Below are 19,139 nucleotides of genomic sequence, written 5' to 3'. Positions count from 1 at the left end.
CCTCCTGCCAGCTTGGCGCGGCGAAACGTTCGAGGATCTGATCCGTCGTGTCCTGACACGAGATCGTACCGTCGAAATCGACGATGGCCTGCCATTCCATTGCTGACGCCCGATCCAGATTGTTGACGGCGGCGTCAGCGCAAGCGGTGTGCCAGCGATCAGTATGTTGATTTGATTAGATATTTTCCGATTGTCTGAATGTTTTGATCTCCCAGTCTTGGAGTTTCCATCAAAAAATGGAGCTTTTCTATGCGCGCTCGTATGGTCGGGACGCTCCGGATCAGCCGGCGCGGCAGTACGGCTTTCTTCGCGATTTCAAGCCGGAAAGCGCTATATCAGCCCTAAAAATGCAGGATATGGCGGAAATGTCCGATGCTGGCGCGGCAAGAGCCTCCCGGCGGTCGAGCCGTTGGCCCGTCAGGGATCGTCTGGCACGTTTCCTGCGGCATGACGGGCTCACGCGCCACGTTTCACCTGTGCGAGAGCTGCTCCACGGGTCCAAGGGATTGCCGATGCTCCGAATTCTCCAGGCGGTCCTGTCGCGGCTCGTCGTCCACGGCACGCTGCATGTCGTCATGCCCGATGGCCGCGGCTTCAGCTGCGGCGACGGCTCCGGTGCGCCGGTCAAGATCCGCTTTGCCGACAGGATGGCCTTATGGGCCTTCCTGCTCGACCCCGAGATGAAGCTCGGCGAGCAGTTCATGGATCGGCGGCTCCTGGTCGAGCAGGGCTCGATCCATGGTTTCCTCGCCCTGATCCTCTCAGGCGTGCGCGGGCAGCCTTCCAGCCTGCTCGAGCGAGCGCTCGATCATGGCCGCTTCCTGCTGCGCCATCTCACCACGCGCAATACGCGCGACCGCTCGCGCGAAAACGTCGCGCATCACTATGATCTCGACGACCGGCTCTACGCGCTCTTCCTCGACGCCGACTGGCAATATTCCTGCGCCTATTTCGAGAACCCGGAGCAGAGCCTCGACGACGCCCAGCTGGCGAAGAAGCGGCACATCGCGGCCAAGCTCCTGGTCGAGCCGGAGCATCGCGTCCTCGACATCGGCTGCGGCTGGGGCGGCATGTGCCTGTACCTGACGGAAACCGCGCGCGCCCGCGAAGCTTTGGGCGTGACGCTGTCGCATGAGCAGCTCGCGGTCGCCAACCAGCGGGCGCAGCGTGCCGGGGCCGGCGAGCGGGCGCGCTTCGCATTGCAGGATTATCGCGATGTCGTCGGCGTCTTCGAGCGCATCGTCTCCGTGGGCATGTTCGAGCATATCGGCCCGCGCTTCTACCCGGCCTTCTTCGAGACCTGCCGGCGCCTGCTGAGCGAGGACGGCGTGATGCTGCTCCACACGATCGGCTGCTCGGACGGGCCAAACCATCCCAATCCCTGGCTGAACCGCTACATCTTCCCCGGCGGCTATCTGCCGGCCCTGTCGGAGATCCTGCCCGCCGCCGAGAAGGCGGGGCTCATCGTCACCGATGTCGAGGTGCTGCGATTGCACTACGCCAAGACGTTGCAGGCCTGGCGCGAGCGCTTCATGGCGCGTCGCGCGGAGGCACTCGCGCTCTATGACGAGCGCTTCTGCCTGATGTGGGAATTCTATCTGGCGATGAGCCAGGCTGCCTTCGAATATCAAGACGTCGTCGTCTTCCAGCTCCAGATCGTGCGCCGCCAGGAGGCCGTTCCCTTGACGCGTGACTATATCGACGAGCGCAAGGCGGCCCTGCGGACGGCCGAGGCGGCGGCGGACATGACGAGAAGGCCGTCGAACCTGGCTCCCGCGGCCTGACGTCATCCGAGGCTCGAAACCGATGAACCGCCGAACATTGAAAGTCTGGTGAAAGCTTGGCGGGTTAACGGTCGGTCAGTCGCGCCTCAGGCAATCCTCTCGACGACAAAGAGGAGTTGAGGCGCGCGAGGAAAAACGAACCAAGGAGGCTGCCCCATGCGCGCCCGTATTCTCACGACATCCCTCGCTTTCGCGGCCCTGCTCGCCGGGGTCAGCGCCGTGCTCGCGGCCGACAAGGTCACCATCATCGTGGGCGGCTATGAGAAGCAGATCTATCTGCCTGCCAAGCTCGCCGAGAGCCTCGGCTATTTCAAGGATGAAGGGCTCGAGGTCGAATTGCTGAACGAGGCCGCCGGCGTCGATGCGGAAAACGAGATGCTCGCCGGCGCCGTCCAGGGCGTCGTCGGCTTCTACGACCATTGCGTCGACCTGCAGGCCAAGGGCAAGTTCGTGATGTCGGTCGTCCAGTTCAGCCGGGCGCCGGGCGAAGTCGAGCTGGTTTCGAGCAAATATCCCGACGTGAAGTCGATGGCCGATCTCAAGAGCAAGAATCTCGGCGTCACCGGGCTCGGCTCCTCCACCAACTTCCTGAGCCAGTATCTGATGCTGAAATCCGGGGTGAAGCCCGGCGACTACACCACTCTTCCCGTCGGCGCCGGCACGACCTTCATCGCCGCCATGCAGCAGGACAAGATCCAGGCCGGCATGACCACGGAGCCGACGATCTCGCGCCTGCTGGCGACTGGGGAGGCTCGCGTGCTGGTCGATATGCGCACCGTCGAGAAGACCACGGAAGCGCTTGGCGGCACCTATCCGGCGGCCTCGCTCTACATGCAGACGGCCTGGATCGAGAAGAACAAGCCCGTCGTCCAGAAGCTCGCCAATGCCTTCGTCAAGACGCTGAAATACATCGACACGCACAGCGCCGCCGACATCGCCGACAAGATGCCGAAGGACTATTACGCCGGCAACAAGGATGCCTACGTCAAGGCGCTCGCCGACGGGAAGGCGATGTTCACCAAGGACGGCGTGATGCCCCAGGGCGGGCCCGAGACGGTGCTCGCCGTGCTCTCTGGCTTCTCGAAGAACATCAAGGGCAAGCAGATCGACCTGTCCAAGACCTACACGACAGAGTTCGTGAAGAACGCCAAATAGCGCCCGCTCGCATCCCAGGGGGCGGCACGCCGCCCCTAACTCTCCTGCCTCGAAACCAAACAACGCCGCGAAGCCGGCGAAGGAGGATGCATGTCCGCGACGGACCCGAATGAAAGCCCGGCGATCGAGCTGATCAATGTCAGCCGGCGCTTCATCACCCCCGACGGCAAGTCGATGACGGCGATCCGCGATTTCAACATGAGCGTGGCGCGCGGCGAGTTCGTCGCCGTCGTCGGTCCCACCGGCTGCGGCAAGTCGACGACGCTCAATCTCGTCACGGGCCTGGCCAGCCCGTCGAGCGGCGAGGTCCGCCTGTTCGGCGGCCCGGTCAACGGCATCGACCCGCGCATCGGCTTCGCCTTCCAGACCGATGCGCTCTTTCCCTGGCGCAGCGTCATCGACAATGTCGTCGCCGGACCGCTGTTCCGCGGCAAGCCGCGCGAGGAGGCCTATGCGAGGGCGCGCGAATGGCTGGCCCGCGTTCACCTCACCGGCCATGAGAGCAAATATCCGCACCAGCTCTCCGGCGGCATGCGCAAGCGTGTCTCGCTGGCGCAGACCTTCATCAACGAGCCGCAGATCCTGCTGATGGACGAGCCTTTCTCCGCGCTCGACGTGCAGACGCGCGTGGTGATGCATGACGTGCTGCTCGACCTCTGGTCGGAGGCCAAGGCCTCGGTCGTCTTCGTCACGCATGATCTCGAGGAGGCGATCGCGCTCGCCGACAAGGTCTATGTGCTGACCTCCGGGCCGGCCACGGTGAAGTCGGTCTATCCCGTCCACCTGCCGCGCCCGCGCATCGTCAGCGAGATCCGCTACCAGGAGGACTTCATCGCCCTGTCCAAGACGATCTGGGACGACCTGCGCGACGAGGTCACGCGTGGCGCCGCCCGCGACGAAGCCCGTGCAGCCTGAGGAGACAAGGACATGACCGACACAGCCATCGCCTCGGGCGCCATCTTCCGCGCCGGCACCTCAGATGCCGAGATCGAAGCCGCCGCCGCCAAGGCATCCCGCCACCGCAAGCACATGGTGCTGTTCTGGCGCTGGGCCATTCTTGCCGCCATCCTCGGCGGCTGGGAGATCGCCTCCCGCACCGCGATCATCGACGAGTTCTTCTTCTCGAGCCCGAGCGCGATCTATGCGCGCCTGGTCGAATGGATCACGGAGGGCACCTCGGAAGGCCCGCTCTGGTTCCATCTCTGGGTGACGATGGAGGAATCGCTGATCGGCTTCGCGACCGGCTCGATCGCCGGCATCGTGGTCGGCATCGCGCTCGGCCGCAACCGCATGCTCGCCGACATCTTCTCCATCTACATCAAGGTGATCAATTCGATCCCGCGCGTCGTGCTGGCGCCGATCTTCATCATGATCTTCGGCCTCGGCCTCGCTTCCAAGGTCGCGCTCTCCTTCGTGATGGTGTTCTTCGTCGTCTTCGCCAACGCCTTCCAGGGCGTGCGCGAGGCCGACCGGAACCTGATGGCCAATGCGCAGATCCTGGGCGCCAAGGGCTGGCAATTGACGCGTGCGGTGGTGATCCCCTCGGCGATGAGCTGGATCTTCGCCTCGCTCCATGTCAGCTTCGGCTTCGCCATCGTCGGCGCCATCGTCGGCGAGTTCGTCGGGGCGCGCTACGGCGTCGGCCTCCTGATCAACATCGCCAAGGGCTCCTTCGACGCGGCTGGCATGTATGCGGCGATCGTCATCATCATGGTCGTGGCGCTCGCCGCCGAATATCTGATGACCTGGGTCGAGAACAGCCTCGCGACCTGGCGTCCGGCGCCGCTGCAGGACAACCAGTAAGATGCATGGTGCCGGCGGCTGTTCTTCAGCTCGCCGGCAGCACGATGTCGGCGCGCAGGCCGGGCGGCGGTGTGCGTTGCGACAAGGTGATGTGGCCGCCATGGGCGGCCACGATCTCACGTACGATCGCAAGCCCCAACCCGGTCCCTTCCGTGCCCGAGGACAGGCGATAGAAGCGCTCGAACACCCGTTCGCGCTCGGCCTCCGGGATGCCCGGACCATTATCCTCGATACTGAGATGGATTTCGCCGGGCTCCCGCGTCAGGCGCACGCTGACGGCTCCGCCCTCGGGCGTGTAGCGCAAGGCGTTCTCGACCAGATTGGCCACCATCTCCCTGAGCAGCGTGACATGGCCCTGCAGTTCCAGGCCGGCCTCGTCGCCCTCGAAGGAGAGGTCTATGCGCCGGTCGAAGGCGAGCATGGCGCGGCTTTCGAGCGCGGCCCGGGTGATCCCGGCGAAGTCGACCGCCTCCTTGCGCATTGCCGCACCGCCGGGCTCCGCCCGCGCCAGCACCAGAAGCTGGTTGACGACGCGGGCCATGGCGTCGAGCCCGCCATCGATCGCGGCCAGGGCCTCGGTCTTGGCCGCGGTCTCGGTGTCGCGCAATCCGACAGTGGCCTGTGTCTTCAGCACGGCGAGCGGGGTGCGCAACTGATGCGAGGCGTCGGCGACGAAGCGCCGTTGCAGCGTGATATAGGTCTGGATGCGCGCGAAAGCGTGGTTCAGTGCGTCGATCAGCGGCTTCAACTCGGTCTGGAGGTTCTCGGCGGCCAGGGGGCGAAGCGAGCCGGGATCGCGGGCGAGGAGCTCGCTGCGCAGGCGCAGCAGCGGCGCCAGGCCCCTGTGAAGACCAAACAGCGCCAGCAGCGCCGCGATCCCGACGAGAAGCGTCTGATCACGCAGCGATCTCAGCCAGAGTTCGGTGACGAGCCGGTCGCGGCCGCGCAAGCTCGTGGCGACCACGACGAGGGCGTTTCCGCCCGCCGACTTCGAGACGACAGGCTGGGCGATTGCAACTGCCCGGATGTCCTCGACGCGAAACCGCGCCTCGAAATGGACCGGCTGGAGGTCGGTGGGAGCTCGCGGCGGGATCGCGACGTCGGGAAAGCCTGCGATCAATTCTCCCGACGGCGCGATGACACGGTAGATCACATGGTCCCGGTCGGGCGAGGCGAACATCTCCAGCGCGGAGGGCGGGATCAGCGCCTCGACCCTGCCGTCATTGTCCTTCACCTGCTCGGCGATGACACGGGCCGAGGCCAGCAAGGTGCGGTCGGTGATCAGGTTGGCGGTCGCGACCGCGCTGCGATAGGTCGTCCAGGCATTGAACGCGACCAGGCCGGCCAGCGGGATCAGAAGCCAGCCCAACAACTCGCCGCGTAGACTCCTAGGCATCCTGCCTCCTCAGCGCGTAGCCGAGGCCGCGCAAGGTGCCGATCGCGACGCCCCGGCCCTCCAGTTTCTTGCGGACGCGGTGGACATAGATCTCGATCGCGTTCGAGCTGGCATCGTCGTCGAGGCCGAATACGGTTTCGCTCAGGGCGGCTTTCGACACGACGCGGCCGGAGGCCAGGATGAGCGTTTCCAGCACCGCATGCTCGCGCTGCGTCAGGGACAGGGCATCACCCGCCAGCAGGAACTGGCGCGTATTGGTCTCCAGTTCGAGCGTGCCGAAGACGACGCGCAGGGTCTTGTCGTTTTGCCGGCGACGCAACTGCGCGCGAATGCGCGCCTCCAGCTCGTCGGGGTCGAACGGCTTGACGAGGTAGTCGTCGGCGCCGGCGTCGAGCCCGGCGATGCGGCTGGTGACGGCGTCATTGGCGGTCAGGATGATGACGGGCGTCAGGCCGCGGCGGCTCCGGAAACGCTGCAGCACTTCGAGCCCGCTCATCTGCGGCAGGCCCATATCAAGGATGATCACGTCATAATGTTGCGTCGACAGCGCCGCATCGGCATCCGCGCCGTCATGGACGCAATCGACGACATAGCGGCTCTTGCGCAGCAACCGGCCGAGCCAGTCCGAAAGCTCGCGATTGTCCTCGACCAGTAAAATGCGCATCTGCCATCGCTGCCCGGGCGGTAGTGCTCCTTATGTTCCAAAAGCCGGGAGAGGGCAAAGCCAGGGCCCGGTACGAGCCTGCCGCGCGAGCGTCACCGAGCGGTGTCGCCATTTTTCGAACAAAGCGCGCCTCATGCGACGGGGCTCTCGCTGTCAGGCCGCGCTCTGTGCCCGGTGCTGCTGCGGCAGCAGGAAAGGCAGGCCCGGCGCCGGCGCGCGGCTGAGCGAGAGGTCGACCTTGAAGACCTGGCGCAGCAGCGCGTCGTCCAGCGTGGCGGCGGGGGCGCCGCGGGCGACGATGCGGCCCTGGTCCATGATGACGAGCTCGTCGGCATAGGTCACGGCGAGGTTGAGGTCGTGCAGCACGATCAGCACGGCGACGCCACGGCTGGCCAGGCTGCGGGCCATGTCCAGGAGCGCGAGCTGGTGGCAGAGGTCGAGGCTGGCGATGGGCTCGTCGAGGAAGAGCGCCTGGGATGGCCCGGCGCCGCGCCCGGCCTCGAGCTGGCAGAGCGCGCGGGCGAATTGCACCCGCTGCTGTTCACCGCCCGAGAGGGTCTGGTAGCTGCGCGCGGCGAGGTCGAGCACGCCGGCTGCGCTCAGGGCCTGACCGATCAGGGCCTCGCGCTGGCCACGCGGCAGGCGGCGGCCGACGCCGTCGACGCCCAGCCGTGCGACCTCGTAGACGGTGAAGGGGAAGGCGAGCCTGGTCTGCTGCGCCATCACGGCGCGCCGCGAGGCGAGCCGCCAGCCCGGCACCGCAGCGAGCGCTTCGCCATCGAAGGATATTCTGCCTGCGCTCGGCTGCAATTCGCCGGTCAGGAGCTTCAGCAGCGTCGACTTTCCCGCACCGTTGGGGCCGACCAGAATGGTCGTCCGGCCTGGATGGAGCTCAAGCGTGGCCTGATCGACGAGCTTGCGCCGGCCGATCGCGAAGCCCACGCCTTCGCAGGCGACGAGCGCGGAGCCGTGTTCATCAGAGGTCGACATGGTTTGCCCGGCGCAGGAGGAGCCAGAGGAAGAACGGCGCGCCGACCGCTGCGGTGACGATGCCGATGGGCAGTTCCGCCGGGGCTACGATCAGGCGCGCGGCGATGTCTGCCCCGACCAGCAGGGTCGCGCCGCCAAGCGCCGAGAGCGGCAGCAGCAGGCGATGATCGGGCCCGATGGCGATCCGGATCAGATGCGGCACGACGATGCCGACGAAGCCGATGACGCCGGCTGTGGCGACGCTTGCGCCCACGGCGAGCGCGACGAGCAGAATGGCGAGCCCCTTGATGCGCTGCACCGGCAGGCCGAGATGGTAGGCCTCCGCCTCGCCCAGCATCAGGGCGTTGAGCCCGCGCGCGAGCAGGGGTACCGCGAAGAGCAGAGGCAGCACGATCGGCGCCACGATGACGAGCTTGGCCCAGCTCGCACCGCCGAGACTGCCGAGCGACCAGAAGGTCAGGTCGCGCAATTGCCTGTCGTCCGAGATGAAGGCGAGCAGCCCCGTGAGCGAACCTGCGAGTGCGCCCAGCGCAACGCCGGCGAGCAGCATGGTCGCAATCGAGGTGCGGCCCTGGCGCGTCGCGATCAGATAGAGCGCCAATGTCGAGACCAGGCCGCCGCAAAAGGCGCCGACGGGGAGGGCGGCGAAGGGCAATGTGAAGCCGGTGCCGGCGAGGAGACGGTCGCCCAGGACGATGGTCGCCGCGGCGGCAAGCCCCGCCCCGGCCGAGACGCCGACGAGGCCGGGGTCGGCGAGCGGATTGCGGAACAGGCCCTGCATCAGTGCGCCTGAGATGGCGAGTGCCGCGCCGATCAGCATGGCGAGCAACACGCGAGGCAGGCGAATGTTGAGCACGACCAGCGCGTCGCGCCCGATGAGCAGTTCGTCGTGGCCGGAGAGCTTGGCCATCAGAATCCCGGCAACGCGGGCCGGCGCGATCTGGACCGCACCCTGACCGGTCGCGACGACGGCGAGCATGAGGCAGAGCAAGGTCACGCCGACGATCGCGAGTGCCCCCTGCCGCCTGCGGCCGGCCGCGAAGGCTGCAAGCGACGACAAGGCGGTGAGTTCGCCGGGGCGGGCGGCCAGCGTCATGGTGCAGCCGCCGTCTTCAGCGGCGGGATTGTGGCGTTGGGATAGAGCGCGGCCATGAGGTCGCGGGCGGCCGCCGGCGTGCGCGGACCGAAACCGAGCAGATAGAGGCCGTCCATGACGATATGGGCGCGGTGCGCCGCCGCCGGCGTCTGGGAGAAGGCCGGCAAGGCGAACAGCGCCTCGGTCGCCGTGTCGTGGTTGCCGCTGTTGCGCATCATCAGGATGGCGTCGGGCGCAGCCGCGATGATCGCCTCGTCGGTCATCGGCTTGTAGCCCTCGACCGCGGCTGCCGCATTGATGCCGCCGGCGAGCTCGATGATCGCGTCCGCCGAACTGTTGCGTCCGCCGACCAACGTGCGGCCATTCTGCAGCGAGAGCACGAAGAGCACCCGTCGCTTAGCTGGCAAAGTCGTGCGTAGCGCCGCCAATTCGTCGAAACGCGCCTTGGTCTGCGCCGCGAGCCGGCGCGCGGGCTCGACCGCGCCGGCGACCGCGCCGATCGCCTCGATCTTGGTGACGACGCCCTCGGCGCTGGTGTCGTCGGGAATCCGCGCGAGGCGCACGCCCGCTTCATTCAGCAGCGAGATCGCATCCGGCGGGCCGGCGCTGGCTATCGCCATGACGAGCGAGGGCTTGAGCGAGAGCACGCCTTCAGCCGAGAGGGCCCGGACATAGCCGATATTGGGCTTGTCCTTCAGCGCCTCGGCCGGGAACTGGCTGGTCGAGTCGACTCCCACGAGCCTGTCCTGGAGGCCCAGCGCATAGAGCACCTCGGTGATCACGCCGCCAGCGGCGACGATGCGCTCGGGCGTCTGCGCGAAGCCACGCGTGACGAACGAGGCGGAGCTCGTCAGATCGATGGCGGCGATCAGCGTCAAGGCGAGAGCTGCCCCGAGTTCGCGCCGATTGAGGCGGCGAGCCGCCGGGGCGAGCAGGACGTTGCGGCCGGCCATGAGATCATCTCCGTCAGGTGTTGATCGCCTCGCATCAGCATTCGATGCAAGTATTCGTTCTTTTTAATTCGTCTAAATTAGATTATGTTTCGGCGTTGTTGACGGAGATATTCAGTTTTACTACAGGGGGTCAAGAGCGGCTCGCCAGGCACGGTGGCCGCCGAACGCGTGTTGGCGAGGCGCTCCAGCGTCAGCCAGCCAGCTGTCATGACCCTTGAATCGAGGCTGCACCGTGTATTCTTCCGCCATGATCGGGCGCGTTTCCGGATCGTCTTGAAAACAGAGAATTCTTGCCGAACCGGATGGCAGTCCCGCCCGGTTCGGCACGCTAGAGCATTCCAGCGTTTCTCCGAATCGCAAGAATGCTCTAGCTCCTTGTTTTATCTCATTTTCTTCACGCGAACCGGTGCCCACTTCGCTCGAAATGCTCTAGCAGAACCACCCGAGCCAGCTCATCCGCCAGCCAAGTCAGGATCAATCCCATGTTCATCGCCATGAACCGCTTCAAGGTCGTCAAGGGAGAGGAGGCTGCCTTCGAGGCGGTCTGGTCGTCGCGCAAGACGCGCCTCGACGAGATGACGGGCTTCCTCGGTTTCCATCTGCTGAAGGGCCCGGAGAAGGCGGACCACACCCTCTATTCCTCGCATACCAGCTGGGCCTCGAAGGAGGATTTCACGGCCTGGACCAAGTCCGAGCAGTTCCGCGAATCCCATCGCAATGCCGGCCAGCCGCGGGAGACGCCGATGTATCTCGGTCATCCCGAGTTCGAGGGCTTCGAGACTGTGCTGAGCGAAAGCAATCCGCGTCGGCCTCGCCAGGCGGCCGAGTGAGGGGAGGCGGTATGTCGATCTCGCAGGTGATCCCGCTGGCCGGCCAGGAACCGCCGGCAACCGACCCGATGGCGCGTGTCAGGCAGATGCTGGCGGCCAAGCCCGACGGTGTCATCGAGGCGATCGCCCGCGAGGTCGGCGTACCGACGCTTGCCGTGCTGGAGGAGACGCCACTGGGGCAGCGGACGGCGATCGCGCCCGAGCGCTTCGAGGCGCTCTGGCAGGAGCTCTCGAACTGGGGGAGCGTGCTCTTCATCGTCCACACGCCCGATATCGTGCTGGAATGCGAAGGCGCGCTGCCGGTCGGCTCCTTCGGTCATGGCTATTACAACATTCATGGCGACAGCCCGATCGGGGGCCACATCAAGGCCGAGAATTGCAGAGCGATCTATCTGGTCGACCGGCTCTTCCACGGGCGCCGGTCCTGCTCGGTGCAGTTCTTCAACGGTGCGGGTGAGGCGATGTTCAAGGTCTTCGTCCGGCGCGATGCGAGCCGAGCGCTGATCGCCGAACAGGTCACATTGTTCGAGGGGCTGAAGACCAGCTTCGCCTGACGGCCTGCGCTGCGGCCACGCGCTAGAGTATCGCCCCTGCTCCAGGCGATGTGGCCGTTTAGCGTTTGGTAGGACATCCATGCGTTCCTGATGAGCTTGGTGTCGGAGCGGACCCGGTCGACGGGCCGGCAAATGAGGCGTCGTTGCTTGAGCCGATCGATCTTCGTCCTCGCGCTTGCGCTGTTCGCGTGGCCCATGCCGGCTAGCGCCTTTTGGCAGCGCTCGCATATCGGTGCCTGCAGCGGAGCGCGGAATGCGGCCGAATGGAATCGGCTGCAATGCTGGATCTTCGCGCCGGTTTATGAGTGGCCCATCCCCGAGGCGCGGGTCGACGTGCGTTACTGGCCACATAGTGCGCCGCGCTGGCGCAAATAGGCAGCCTGCTGCCCTGGAACAGGTCGCATTCGGCCAGTCTCGCCTGAATTCCAAAAAAGAGAATGAATCTAGAAGTTTACAGCATTGCGCCTACGAAAGGCCGATGCCCGCTGTTTCGCGCACCCCCCTATTCGGCACGCGAACCGGCGGCTACTTCGCCCGAAAGCGCTCTCACCTCCTGATGCTCGACCTGCGCGGCGGGACATGGCACCGTGCCTGCATCTGCGGCCGCGGTGAGCGCGGCGCATGACGATCCTGGCGGCACGGATGCAGCGTCGGTCCTTTCTCTGTGCGTTGGCCTCCCTCCCCGCGGGCTTCGCGTCGTCGTCCACCGAGGCGGCCGAACGCATACGGTTGGCGGCCTTCATGATCGGCCTGCCGCTCGACCATCCGATCGTGCTGGCGCGACTGGGCACCCTGAAGCGCCTGATGGTGCAGCGCGGCTGGATCGAAGGGCAGAATATTCGCTATCTCGTCCGCTCCTCCAACTCCGATCCCCAGACCCTGGCGGCGACGGCCAGGGACCTGGTCGGCGAAACGCCCGACGTCATCATCGCCGGCTCCAGCACCGAGACGGCTGCCGTCCTGGCCGCGACGCGCACGATCCCGGTGTTGTTCTCGACGGCGTCCGATCCGGTCGGGAGCGGTTTCGTGCGTTCGCTCGAGCGCCCGGAAGGCAACGCGACCGGCTTCAGCAACAATGAGCCGTCTATGGCGGCGAAATGGGTCGACCTGCTGCGCGAGATCGCGCCGGCGACCGTGCGGATCGGCGTCATCTACAATCCGCTGTCCGCGGCGGCGGGAGGCGTGACCTATGTCGAACATCTGCGCTGGAGCGCAAAAGAGGTCGGGATGTCGCTGGTCGGCGCTCCGGTCTCCGCCCTGAGCGAGATCGAGCCCGCACTTGCCGAACTCGCCGCGCAACCGGGGACGGGACTGTTTTTCCCGCCGGACAGCTTCACCTTCCGGAATGCCCGGGCGATCGTGCCGCTGGTGGCGAAATACCGGATGCCGACGATGTACCCTTACGAGACCTTCGTCGAAGCCGGCGGGCTGATGTCCTATACCGGCGGTCGCGATGAATCCGATCTGGTCATGGCGAGCTATATCGACCTGATCTTTCGTGGAGCGAACGTCGCCGAGCTCCCGGTCCAATTTTCGCGCAGCTTCGAGCTGGTGATCAATGAGAAGGCGGCGATGGCGCTGGGATTGACGATCCCGCTTTCGCTGCGCGTGCGCGCCTCGCGGATCCTGTCATGAGAAGGATCGTCGACGCGGGCACGCGCGGGCCGCGCGGCGCGCTGGCCCGCAAATATGCGCTGTTCGTCGCCTTCGCGATCAGCCTCGCCCTGGGCATCAACGGCATCGTCGGTACGATCTTCGCCTTCTCCGATCAACGGGCGCTGGTGGCGCGTGTCCAGCAGGAGCAGGCGCAGGCAGCGGCGCAGCGCATCAGCGGATTTGTCGGCGATATCGTGCGGCAGCTCGATTGGGTTTCGCTGAACAGCTCGGGCGCACTTGCCCTGGAAGAGCTTCATCTCGATGGGCTGCGCCTGCTGCGGCAGGCTCCGGCGATCCTCGATCTCAGGCGAACGGACGCCGAAGGGCGCGAATTGCTGGCCTTGTCGCGCACTGACCGCGACCGCATCGGCGCGGGGACGGACCTGTCCAGCGATCCGATCGTCCAGGCGGCATTGGCCCAGGGCAACTTCCGGAGCGGTGTCGAATTCCGGCGCGGCTCCGAGCCATATCTGCTGCTTGGAAAACGGGTGGCCGAAACGAAAGGCGGCGTGGTCCTGGCAACGGTCAATCTGACCTTCATCAAAGAGCTCGTCTCGCAGATGAAGGTCGGTGCGGAAGGACGGGCCTATGTCGTTGACCGTACCGGTCGGCTGATCGCGCATCCCGATCTCCGCTTCGTCCTGAGAGGCACGAATCTGCTGCCACTCCTGCAGGCCTATCCGCGGCCGGATTTTCAAGGCGCGATGCTGCCCGGCAACAGCCTGTCGACGCGCGATATCGAGGGGCGGGCTGTCCTGTCGGTCGTCGCGCCCGTGCCGAATCTCGATTGGAGCGTCATCGTCGATCTGCCCCAAAGCGAGGCTTATGCGCCGATCTATGCTTCGATCCTGCGCTCGCTGATCATCCTCGCCGGGGCGCTGCTCATCACCGTGATAACCAGCATCCTGCTCAGCGGGCGCCTGGTCGCGCCGGTCCGAGCGCTGACCGAAGGCGCCGCCCGGATCGGCGAGGGCCAGCTCGACGAGCGCATCGACATCCGTACCGGCGACGAGCTCCAGGAGCTCGGCGACCAGTTCAACCTGATGGCGGAACGCTTGCAGGAAAGCCGCAGCATTCTGGAGGACAAGGTGTCCCAGCGCACGGCCGCCCTTGCCAAGGCGCTCGACCAGGCATCGGCCGGGCAGCGCGCTGCCGAGCAGGCGCGCGAATTGGCCGAGGAGGCGACGAAAGCCAAATCCCGCTTCCTCGCGGTGGTGGGGCACGACATCCGCACGCCCTTGTCGGGCGTGCTCGGCGTGCTCGAAATTCTCGATCGCAAGCGCATGAGCCAGCGCGACCGGCGGTTGGTCGAAATGGCGGCGACCTCCGGCGAGACGCTGATCGACCTCGCCAATGCGACGCTCGACCTCTCGCGGCTGGAGGCGGGCACCGAGAGCCTGGAGAAGCGTGACTACGAGCCGGGCGCCCTGCTCACGGCGGCCATCGCGCTGATGCGGCCGGCGGCCGAGCGCAAGGGTCTCGCGCTCCGTCTCGACATCGCGCCCGTCGCCATGGCCCGGCTCAACGGCGATCCCGGCAAGATCAACCGGATCGTCCAGAACCTCCTGCGCAATGCGATCAGCTTCACCGATGCCGGCGAGATCGAGGTTGGCGCAGCATTTGAGCCGGCCGAAGACGGGTCGGGCCAGGTGCTGGTGATCGCGGTGCACGATACCGGCATCGGTATCGATCCCGCCATGCAGCGCCGCATCTTCCAGGATTTCGTGCAGGTCGACCCCGAAACCGGGCGGCGCTCCGGTGGGGTCGGTCTGGGCCTGGCGATCTGCACCAAGCTTGCGAATCTGATGGGCGGCTCGATCTCGGTCCTCAGCGAAGTCGGGGTCGGCAGCACCTTTTGGGTCAGGTTGCCGGCTGCCGCCGCGACGAGCGCCGTGCATTTGTCTCGTGAGGAGACGACCGAGGCGCCGCTTGTCGTACTCGTCGTCGATGACGAGCCCGTTACGCGGGAGGTGGCGCGGATCATGATCACCAAGGCGGGGCACCGCGTGCTGACAGCCAGCTCCGGCGAGGCTGCGCTGGCGCTATTGGCATCGAAGCACGTCGATCTCGTGCTGCTCGACATGCACATGACCGGCATAGACGGCATCGAGACGGCTGCCGCGATCCGCGCCATCCCGGAGATCGCCTGCCCGACGATCGTGGCACTGACCGCCGATGTGTCGCCGGAGACGATGCGCCGGCTTCTCGCGGCAGGCCTGACCACGATCGTGCCCAAGCCCGCGACGTCCGCGGCCTTGCGGCAGGTGCTGACGCGCAACGCGCGCAGGCCGGGCCGTCTGGCGAATGCGTACCTGTCGCCGGACCACCCTGTCGACGGCGCCTTCCTCGACGAGCAGGCGTTGCTGGTGGGAGCCGAGCGCATGGAGCGTCTCGTTGCGCTGTTCCAGACAGTCTCGGAGGATCTGCTGGAGCAGCTCGGCCGGGCGACCGAGCAGGGCGACCGCAAGACGCTCGAGCGGGCGGCGCATCAGTTCGCGAGCTCGGCCAGCGCGCTGGGCCTGGGCCAGGCCGTGACCATCGCAGCGACGATCGAGGCCGAGGCTCGTGTTGCATCCATGCAGGTCATGGCGCAGGCCGTGGCCGATCTGGAGCGGGCGCGCGGCGAAGCGCTGGCGGCGCTTGCATCGCGAAGCGCGGCGGTTGTGAAGGCCGTGCCGGAGGATCAGGCGTTACGGTCGGCGAAGATGCCGAGCTTGTAGCCGATGCCGCTGACGGTTGCGATCACCCCTGGGTCGCCGGCTCCCGTCAGCTTGCGTCGCAGCCGCGCCACCAGCGCGTCGACGGTGCGGGCGTCGACCTCGCCATGGCGGTTGCTGACGACCTCGATCAGGTAGTCACGGCTGAGCGGCCGGCCATTGCTGTCGACGAGCGCAGCGAGCAGGTCGAACTCGCCCCGCGTCAGGCGGATCGGATCGCCGTTGACCGTCGCCAGCTCGCGCCGCAGCAGGTCGATCATGAAGGGGCCGAAGGTGATCGTGGTGCTGCGCCGGGCCGTATCGCGCTCGATCTTGCGGCGGCGCAGCAGCGAGCGCGTCCGCGCCAAGAGATCGCGCAGATTGACCGGCTTGGTGACGTAGTGGTCGCCTGCGAGCTCGAGCCCGACGATCCTGTCGATGTCGGTGTCGCGGCGCGTGACGAAGATGATGCCGGCGTCGGAAAAGCTCTGGAGCTCCTTGGCCAGGTCGAACCCATCGCCATCAGGCAGGACGACATCGAGGAAGATCAGTTCGGGCTTGACCCGACGCACCACCCTGCGCGCCTCGGCGACGCTCTCGGCCTCCTCGACCCTGAAGCCCTGGTCGGTGAAATAGCCCGAGATCATGGCGCGCGTCACGGGATCGTCCTCGACGATGACGAGGCGTTCGCGGTTCGCCGCTGCCGTTTCGCTCGCCGCGTTCATGCCCGAAGCGCACCTGTCAGATCAGATCCGGCCCGAAGCACCGGTCGCATGCGCCGAGCCCCCCCCGGCGTGCCTGTACGATCCATCTGTCCGACGGGCTTTGCAAGGCGATGCGCGCGGGCGACGTGAATGCCGGTTCACGAATGAGAGACATCTTGCAGGCAGGGGAGAGGTTTCCGGCAGCGCGCGTGGCACGGATATTCGCCGGTGCCGGCAGGCAGATGTTAATCATGGCAAGCAATAGGGCCGTGTTGCACTTTGTTTCTGCACCGGGATTTAGGATTTCTCGCAGAAGAACGCCTCGCCCGAATAGTGGAGATCTGGCTGGGCCTTGTGACTGCGTGTCTTTCGCTCGCCGTCGGGCAGACTCTTGACGGAAGAGAAGGGTGACATGGCTTTCAAGGCGATGATCAGGGCAATGAGGCCGCATCATTGGCTGAAGAACGGGCTCGTCTTCATCCCGATCCTGCTGAATCACGACGTCTTCGATCTGGAGTCGCTCGGACAGGGGCTCGTCGCCTTCATCTCCTTCAGCCTGATGGCCTCGTCGATCTATCTCCTCAACGACATCGTCGATGTCGAAGCCGATCGCCGGCATCCGACGAAGTGCAAGCGTCCGCTGGCTGCCGGCGAGATCACCGCGCGCCAGGCCTATATGGCGGTACCCGCCTTGCTGGCCGCCGCTTTCGCCCTGTCCCTGCTGCTGCCGCAGCCACGGCTTTTCGTGCTGGCGTTGACGGCTTATCTCGGCCTCGCCTTGGCCTATCTCTTCGTACTCAAGCGCAAGCTCCTGGTCGATGTGCTGGGGCTGGCGGCGCTGCACACCTTGCGCATCCTGGCTGGCAATGCCGCAGCCGCGATCCCGCTCTCGTCATGGCTGCTCGCTTTCTCGATGTTCCTGTTCCTGAGCCTGGCGCTGGTGAAGCGCTATGCCGAGCTCAGGATCACGCAGGACCAGTCGGGGCTGAAAAAAGCCGGGCGGGGCTATCATGCCGAGGATATCGAGGCGCTTTCGCAGCTCGGCATGGCCTCGGGCTGCACCTGCGCCCTGATCCTGGCGCTCTATGTCGACAGCGCCGCGGTGAAGCAGCTCTACCGTCACCCGGAGCTGATCTGGCTGATCTGCCCGATCGTTCTCTACCAGATGTCGCGGGTCTGGTTCCTGGCCAGGCGCGGCCTGATGCCGGACGATCCGCTCGTCTTCATGATCAGCGACTGGCGCAGCCAGGTGACGGGTTCGCTCGTCCTGCTGATCATGGTCGCGGCGACGATCCTGCCGTGAACGAGACCGAGCCGGAGTGCCGCTCCTGGGGTGGGCTCGTCGCTCGCGATACCGCGGTCGTCGCGGCCGAGCCGTGGATCGCCGCGCCGTCGCAGTATCGGGTGCCGGCCCTGGCCTACGGCAATGGCCGCTCCTATGGCGATTCCTGCTTGAACGATGGCGGCGCACTCATTCTCGGCCGCGGCCTCGACCGAATCCTCGCCTTCGACCGCGAAGGCGGCCTCCTGACCTGTGAGGCGGGCGTACTGCTCGACGATGTGCTGAAGCTGACCGTTCAGGCCGGCTGGTTTCCGCCGGTGACGCCCGGCACCGCATTCGTCACGATCGCCGGTGCGCTGGCCAACGACGTCCACGGCAAGAACCACCATCGCGCCGGCACTTTCGGCAGGCATGTGCGCGCCTTCGAACTGATCCGCTCGGATGGCAAACGCATGACCTGTGCGCCGGACCTGAACAGCGAACTCTTCGCGGCGACCATCGGCGGCTTTGGATTGACCGGCCTGATCACGCAAGTGACGCTGCAATTGATGCCGGTCGCCTCCGCCGAGATGGAGCAGGAGGTGCTGCATTTCGATGGGCTCGACCGCTTCTTCTCGATCGCGGCTGAATCGGATGCGAGCCATGACTACACTGTCGCCTGGATCGACTCACTGGCGAGTGGTGCGAAATTCGGCCGCGGCGTCTTCTTCCGGGCCAATCATGCAAGGGGGGGCGATGCGCCGCTCGTGCGCGCGAAGCGGCCGCTGCCGTTTCCGATCAGACCGCCGATCCCGCTGATCAACGGGCTGACCTTGCGCGCCTTCAATGCGCTCTACCGGGCGACGCAGCCCTCGTCGCCCGAGCCACGGCGCATTCCCTATCGGCCATTCTTCTATCCGCTCGATCGTGTCGCCAACTGGAACCGCGCCTATGGACCCAAGGGCCTGCGCCAGTTCCAATGCGCTGTGCCGATGGCCGATGCCCGCCAGGCGGTGGAAGCGATGCTGAGGCGCACGCTGGCGGCGGGGGAGGCTTCGTTCCTGACCGTGCTCAAGCTTTTCGGCGATCTGCCGTCGCCCGGCCTGATGTCGTTCCCGATCGCAGGGGCGACCCTGACACTCGACTTTCCGAATCGCGGGGCGCGCACCGAGGTGCTGCTGGCGGAGCTCGACCGGATCACGATCGAGGCCGGCGGACGCGTGAATCCCTACAAGGATGCGCGCATGTCGCCGGCGACATTCGAGGCCTCCTTCCCGGATTGGCGGGAGTTTGCACGCCATATCGATCCGGGGTTCTCGTCGAACTTCTGGCGACGGGTGACGGCCGGTTGAGGCTGATGCGGCCGGGGCTGATGCCCGCACCGTCGTCCCGGACCCGAGGGCGACCTGTCCGGATGACGGTGAGGTTGCTCGCGTGGATCGAGCCTCTGAAGAAATCGTTGTTTCCTTTTGAACCTCCCACGCTACCGCCGCGACCAAGGTTCATGGAGGGCGAATGGTTCGCCCCCGACTGGACCTCGGGAGATGCCATCATGACCAGCTTCAAGAAGACCGCGACCGCCGCTCTGGCCGCCCTC

At 66.1% G+C, this 19,139-nt stretch carries 16 protein-coding genes; 10 read left to right on the top strand and 6 right to left on the bottom strand.

What is annotated here, in order from left to right:
* Positions 1–512 precede the first annotated feature (512 nt).
* The 4 genes from CYD53_RS29300 (at position 513) to CYD53_RS29285 (ending at position 4,742) form a co-directional block, all read left to right on the top strand.
* Entirely contained in the window at positions 513–1,784 is a 1,272-nt protein-coding gene (locus tag CYD53_RS29300; RefSeq protein WP_103721608.1) for an SAM-dependent methyltransferase, read from the top strand.
* Positions 1,785–1,940: 156 nt separating this feature from the next.
* Positions 1,941–2,939 carry an ABC transporter substrate-binding protein gene (locus CYD53_RS29295; protein ID WP_103721607.1) on the top strand — a complete coding sequence of 333 codons (999 nt, stop codon included), beginning with the start codon at positions 1,941–1,943 and terminating at the stop codon, positions 2,937–2,939.
* A 90-nt stretch (positions 2,940–3,029) separates the two neighbouring features.
* Positions 3,030–3,854 (top strand): ABC transporter ATP-binding protein, encoded by an 825-nt coding sequence (locus CYD53_RS29290; RefSeq protein ID WP_103721606.1) that lies wholly within the window; start codon positions 3,030–3,032, stop codon positions 3,852–3,854.
* Between the two features lie 12 nt (positions 3,855–3,866).
* Entirely contained in the window at positions 3,867–4,742 is an 876-nt protein-coding gene (locus CYD53_RS29285) for an ABC transporter permease (RefSeq protein WP_103721605.1), read from the top strand.
* A 25-nt stretch (positions 4,743–4,767) separates the two neighbouring features.
* On the opposite strand, the gene CYD53_RS29280 is transcribed toward CYD53_RS29285, so the two are convergent.
* The 5 genes from CYD53_RS29280 to CYD53_RS29260 all read right to left on the bottom strand — a co-directional run bounded on the left by CYD53_RS29280 (position 4,768) and on the right by CYD53_RS29260 (position 9,841).
* Complete coding sequence (locus tag CYD53_RS29280; protein WP_103721604.1) at positions 4,768–6,138, bottom strand: sensor histidine kinase; 1,371 nt, start codon at positions 6,136–6,138, stop codon at positions 4,768–4,770.
* The gene (locus CYD53_RS29275) at positions 6,131–6,802 is read right to left on the bottom strand and encodes a response regulator (RefSeq protein ID WP_103721603.1); all 672 of its coding nucleotides are present in this window, start codon (positions 6,800–6,802) and stop codon (positions 6,131–6,133) included. Before CYD53_RS29275 ends, CYD53_RS29280 begins: the two co-directional genes overlap by 8 nt.
* A gap of 153 nt (positions 6,803–6,955) precedes the next feature.
* Complete coding sequence (locus CYD53_RS29270) at positions 6,956–7,792, bottom strand: heme ABC transporter ATP-binding protein (RefSeq protein ID WP_103721602.1); 837 nt, start codon at positions 7,790–7,792, stop codon at positions 6,956–6,958.
* Entirely contained in the window at positions 7,779–8,888 is a 1,110-nt protein-coding gene (locus CYD53_RS29265; RefSeq protein ID WP_103721601.1) for a FecCD family ABC transporter permease, read from the bottom strand. The genes CYD53_RS29270 and CYD53_RS29265 overlap by 14 nt, the downstream gene beginning before the upstream one ends.
* Positions 8,885–9,841, bottom strand: coding sequence for a heme/hemin ABC transporter substrate-binding protein (locus CYD53_RS29260; protein ID WP_103721600.1), 957 nt, complete (start codon positions 9,839–9,841; stop codon positions 8,885–8,887). The genes CYD53_RS29265 and CYD53_RS29260 overlap by 4 nt, the downstream gene beginning before the upstream one ends.
* Before the next feature lie 482 nt (positions 9,842–10,323).
* On the opposite strand from CYD53_RS29260, the gene hmuQ reads away from it, so the two are divergent.
* The 4 genes from hmuQ (at position 10,324) to CYD53_RS29235 (ending at position 15,601) form a co-directional block, all read left to right on the top strand.
* On the top strand, positions 10,324–10,671 hold the full coding sequence (hmuQ, locus tag CYD53_RS29255; protein WP_103721599.1) for a heme-degrading protein HmuQ: 348 nt from the start codon (positions 10,324–10,326) through the stop codon (positions 10,669–10,671).
* Between the two features lie 11 nt (positions 10,672–10,682).
* Positions 10,683–11,225, top strand: coding sequence for a heme utilization cystosolic carrier protein HutX (gene hutX, locus CYD53_RS29250; RefSeq protein ID WP_425428360.1), 543 nt, complete (start codon positions 10,683–10,685; stop codon positions 11,223–11,225).
* Positions 11,226–11,966: 741 nt separating this feature from the next.
* Positions 11,967–12,860, top strand: coding sequence for an ABC transporter substrate-binding protein (locus tag CYD53_RS29240; protein WP_181012082.1), 894 nt, complete (start codon positions 11,967–11,969; stop codon positions 12,858–12,860).
* Positions 12,857–15,601, top strand: coding sequence for a hybrid sensor histidine kinase/response regulator (locus tag CYD53_RS29235; protein WP_103721596.1), 2,745 nt, complete (start codon positions 12,857–12,859; stop codon positions 15,599–15,601). The genes CYD53_RS29240 and CYD53_RS29235 overlap by 4 nt, the downstream gene beginning before the upstream one ends.
* On the opposite strand, the gene CYD53_RS29230 is transcribed toward CYD53_RS29235, so the two are convergent.
* Positions 15,565–16,302, bottom strand: a complete 738-nt coding sequence (locus CYD53_RS29230; protein ID WP_103721595.1) for a response regulator — start codon at positions 16,300–16,302, stop codon at positions 15,565–15,567. The genes CYD53_RS29235 and CYD53_RS29230 overlap by 37 nt on opposite strands.
* Before the next feature lie 391 nt (positions 16,303–16,693).
* On the opposite strand from CYD53_RS29230, the gene CYD53_RS29225 reads away from it, so the two are divergent.
* Positions 16,694–17,584 (top strand): UbiA family prenyltransferase, encoded by an 891-nt coding sequence (locus CYD53_RS29225; RefSeq protein WP_103721594.1) that lies wholly within the window; start codon positions 16,694–16,696, stop codon positions 17,582–17,584.
* Positions 17,581–18,894, top strand: a complete 1,314-nt coding sequence (locus tag CYD53_RS29220; protein ID WP_103721593.1) for an FAD-binding oxidoreductase — start codon at positions 17,581–17,583, stop codon at positions 18,892–18,894. Before CYD53_RS29225 ends, CYD53_RS29220 begins: the two co-directional genes overlap by 4 nt.
* Positions 18,895–19,139: the final 245 nt, after the last annotated feature.

The sequence above is a fragment of the Allobosea psychrotolerans genome (genome assembly GCF_002917105.1).
Lineage (GTDB): Bacteria > Pseudomonadota > Alphaproteobacteria > Rhizobiales > Beijerinckiaceae > Allobosea > Allobosea psychrotolerans.
The sequence above is the reverse complement of the archived record's forward strand: the minus strand, read 5'-3'. Positions and strand labels throughout refer to the sequence as shown.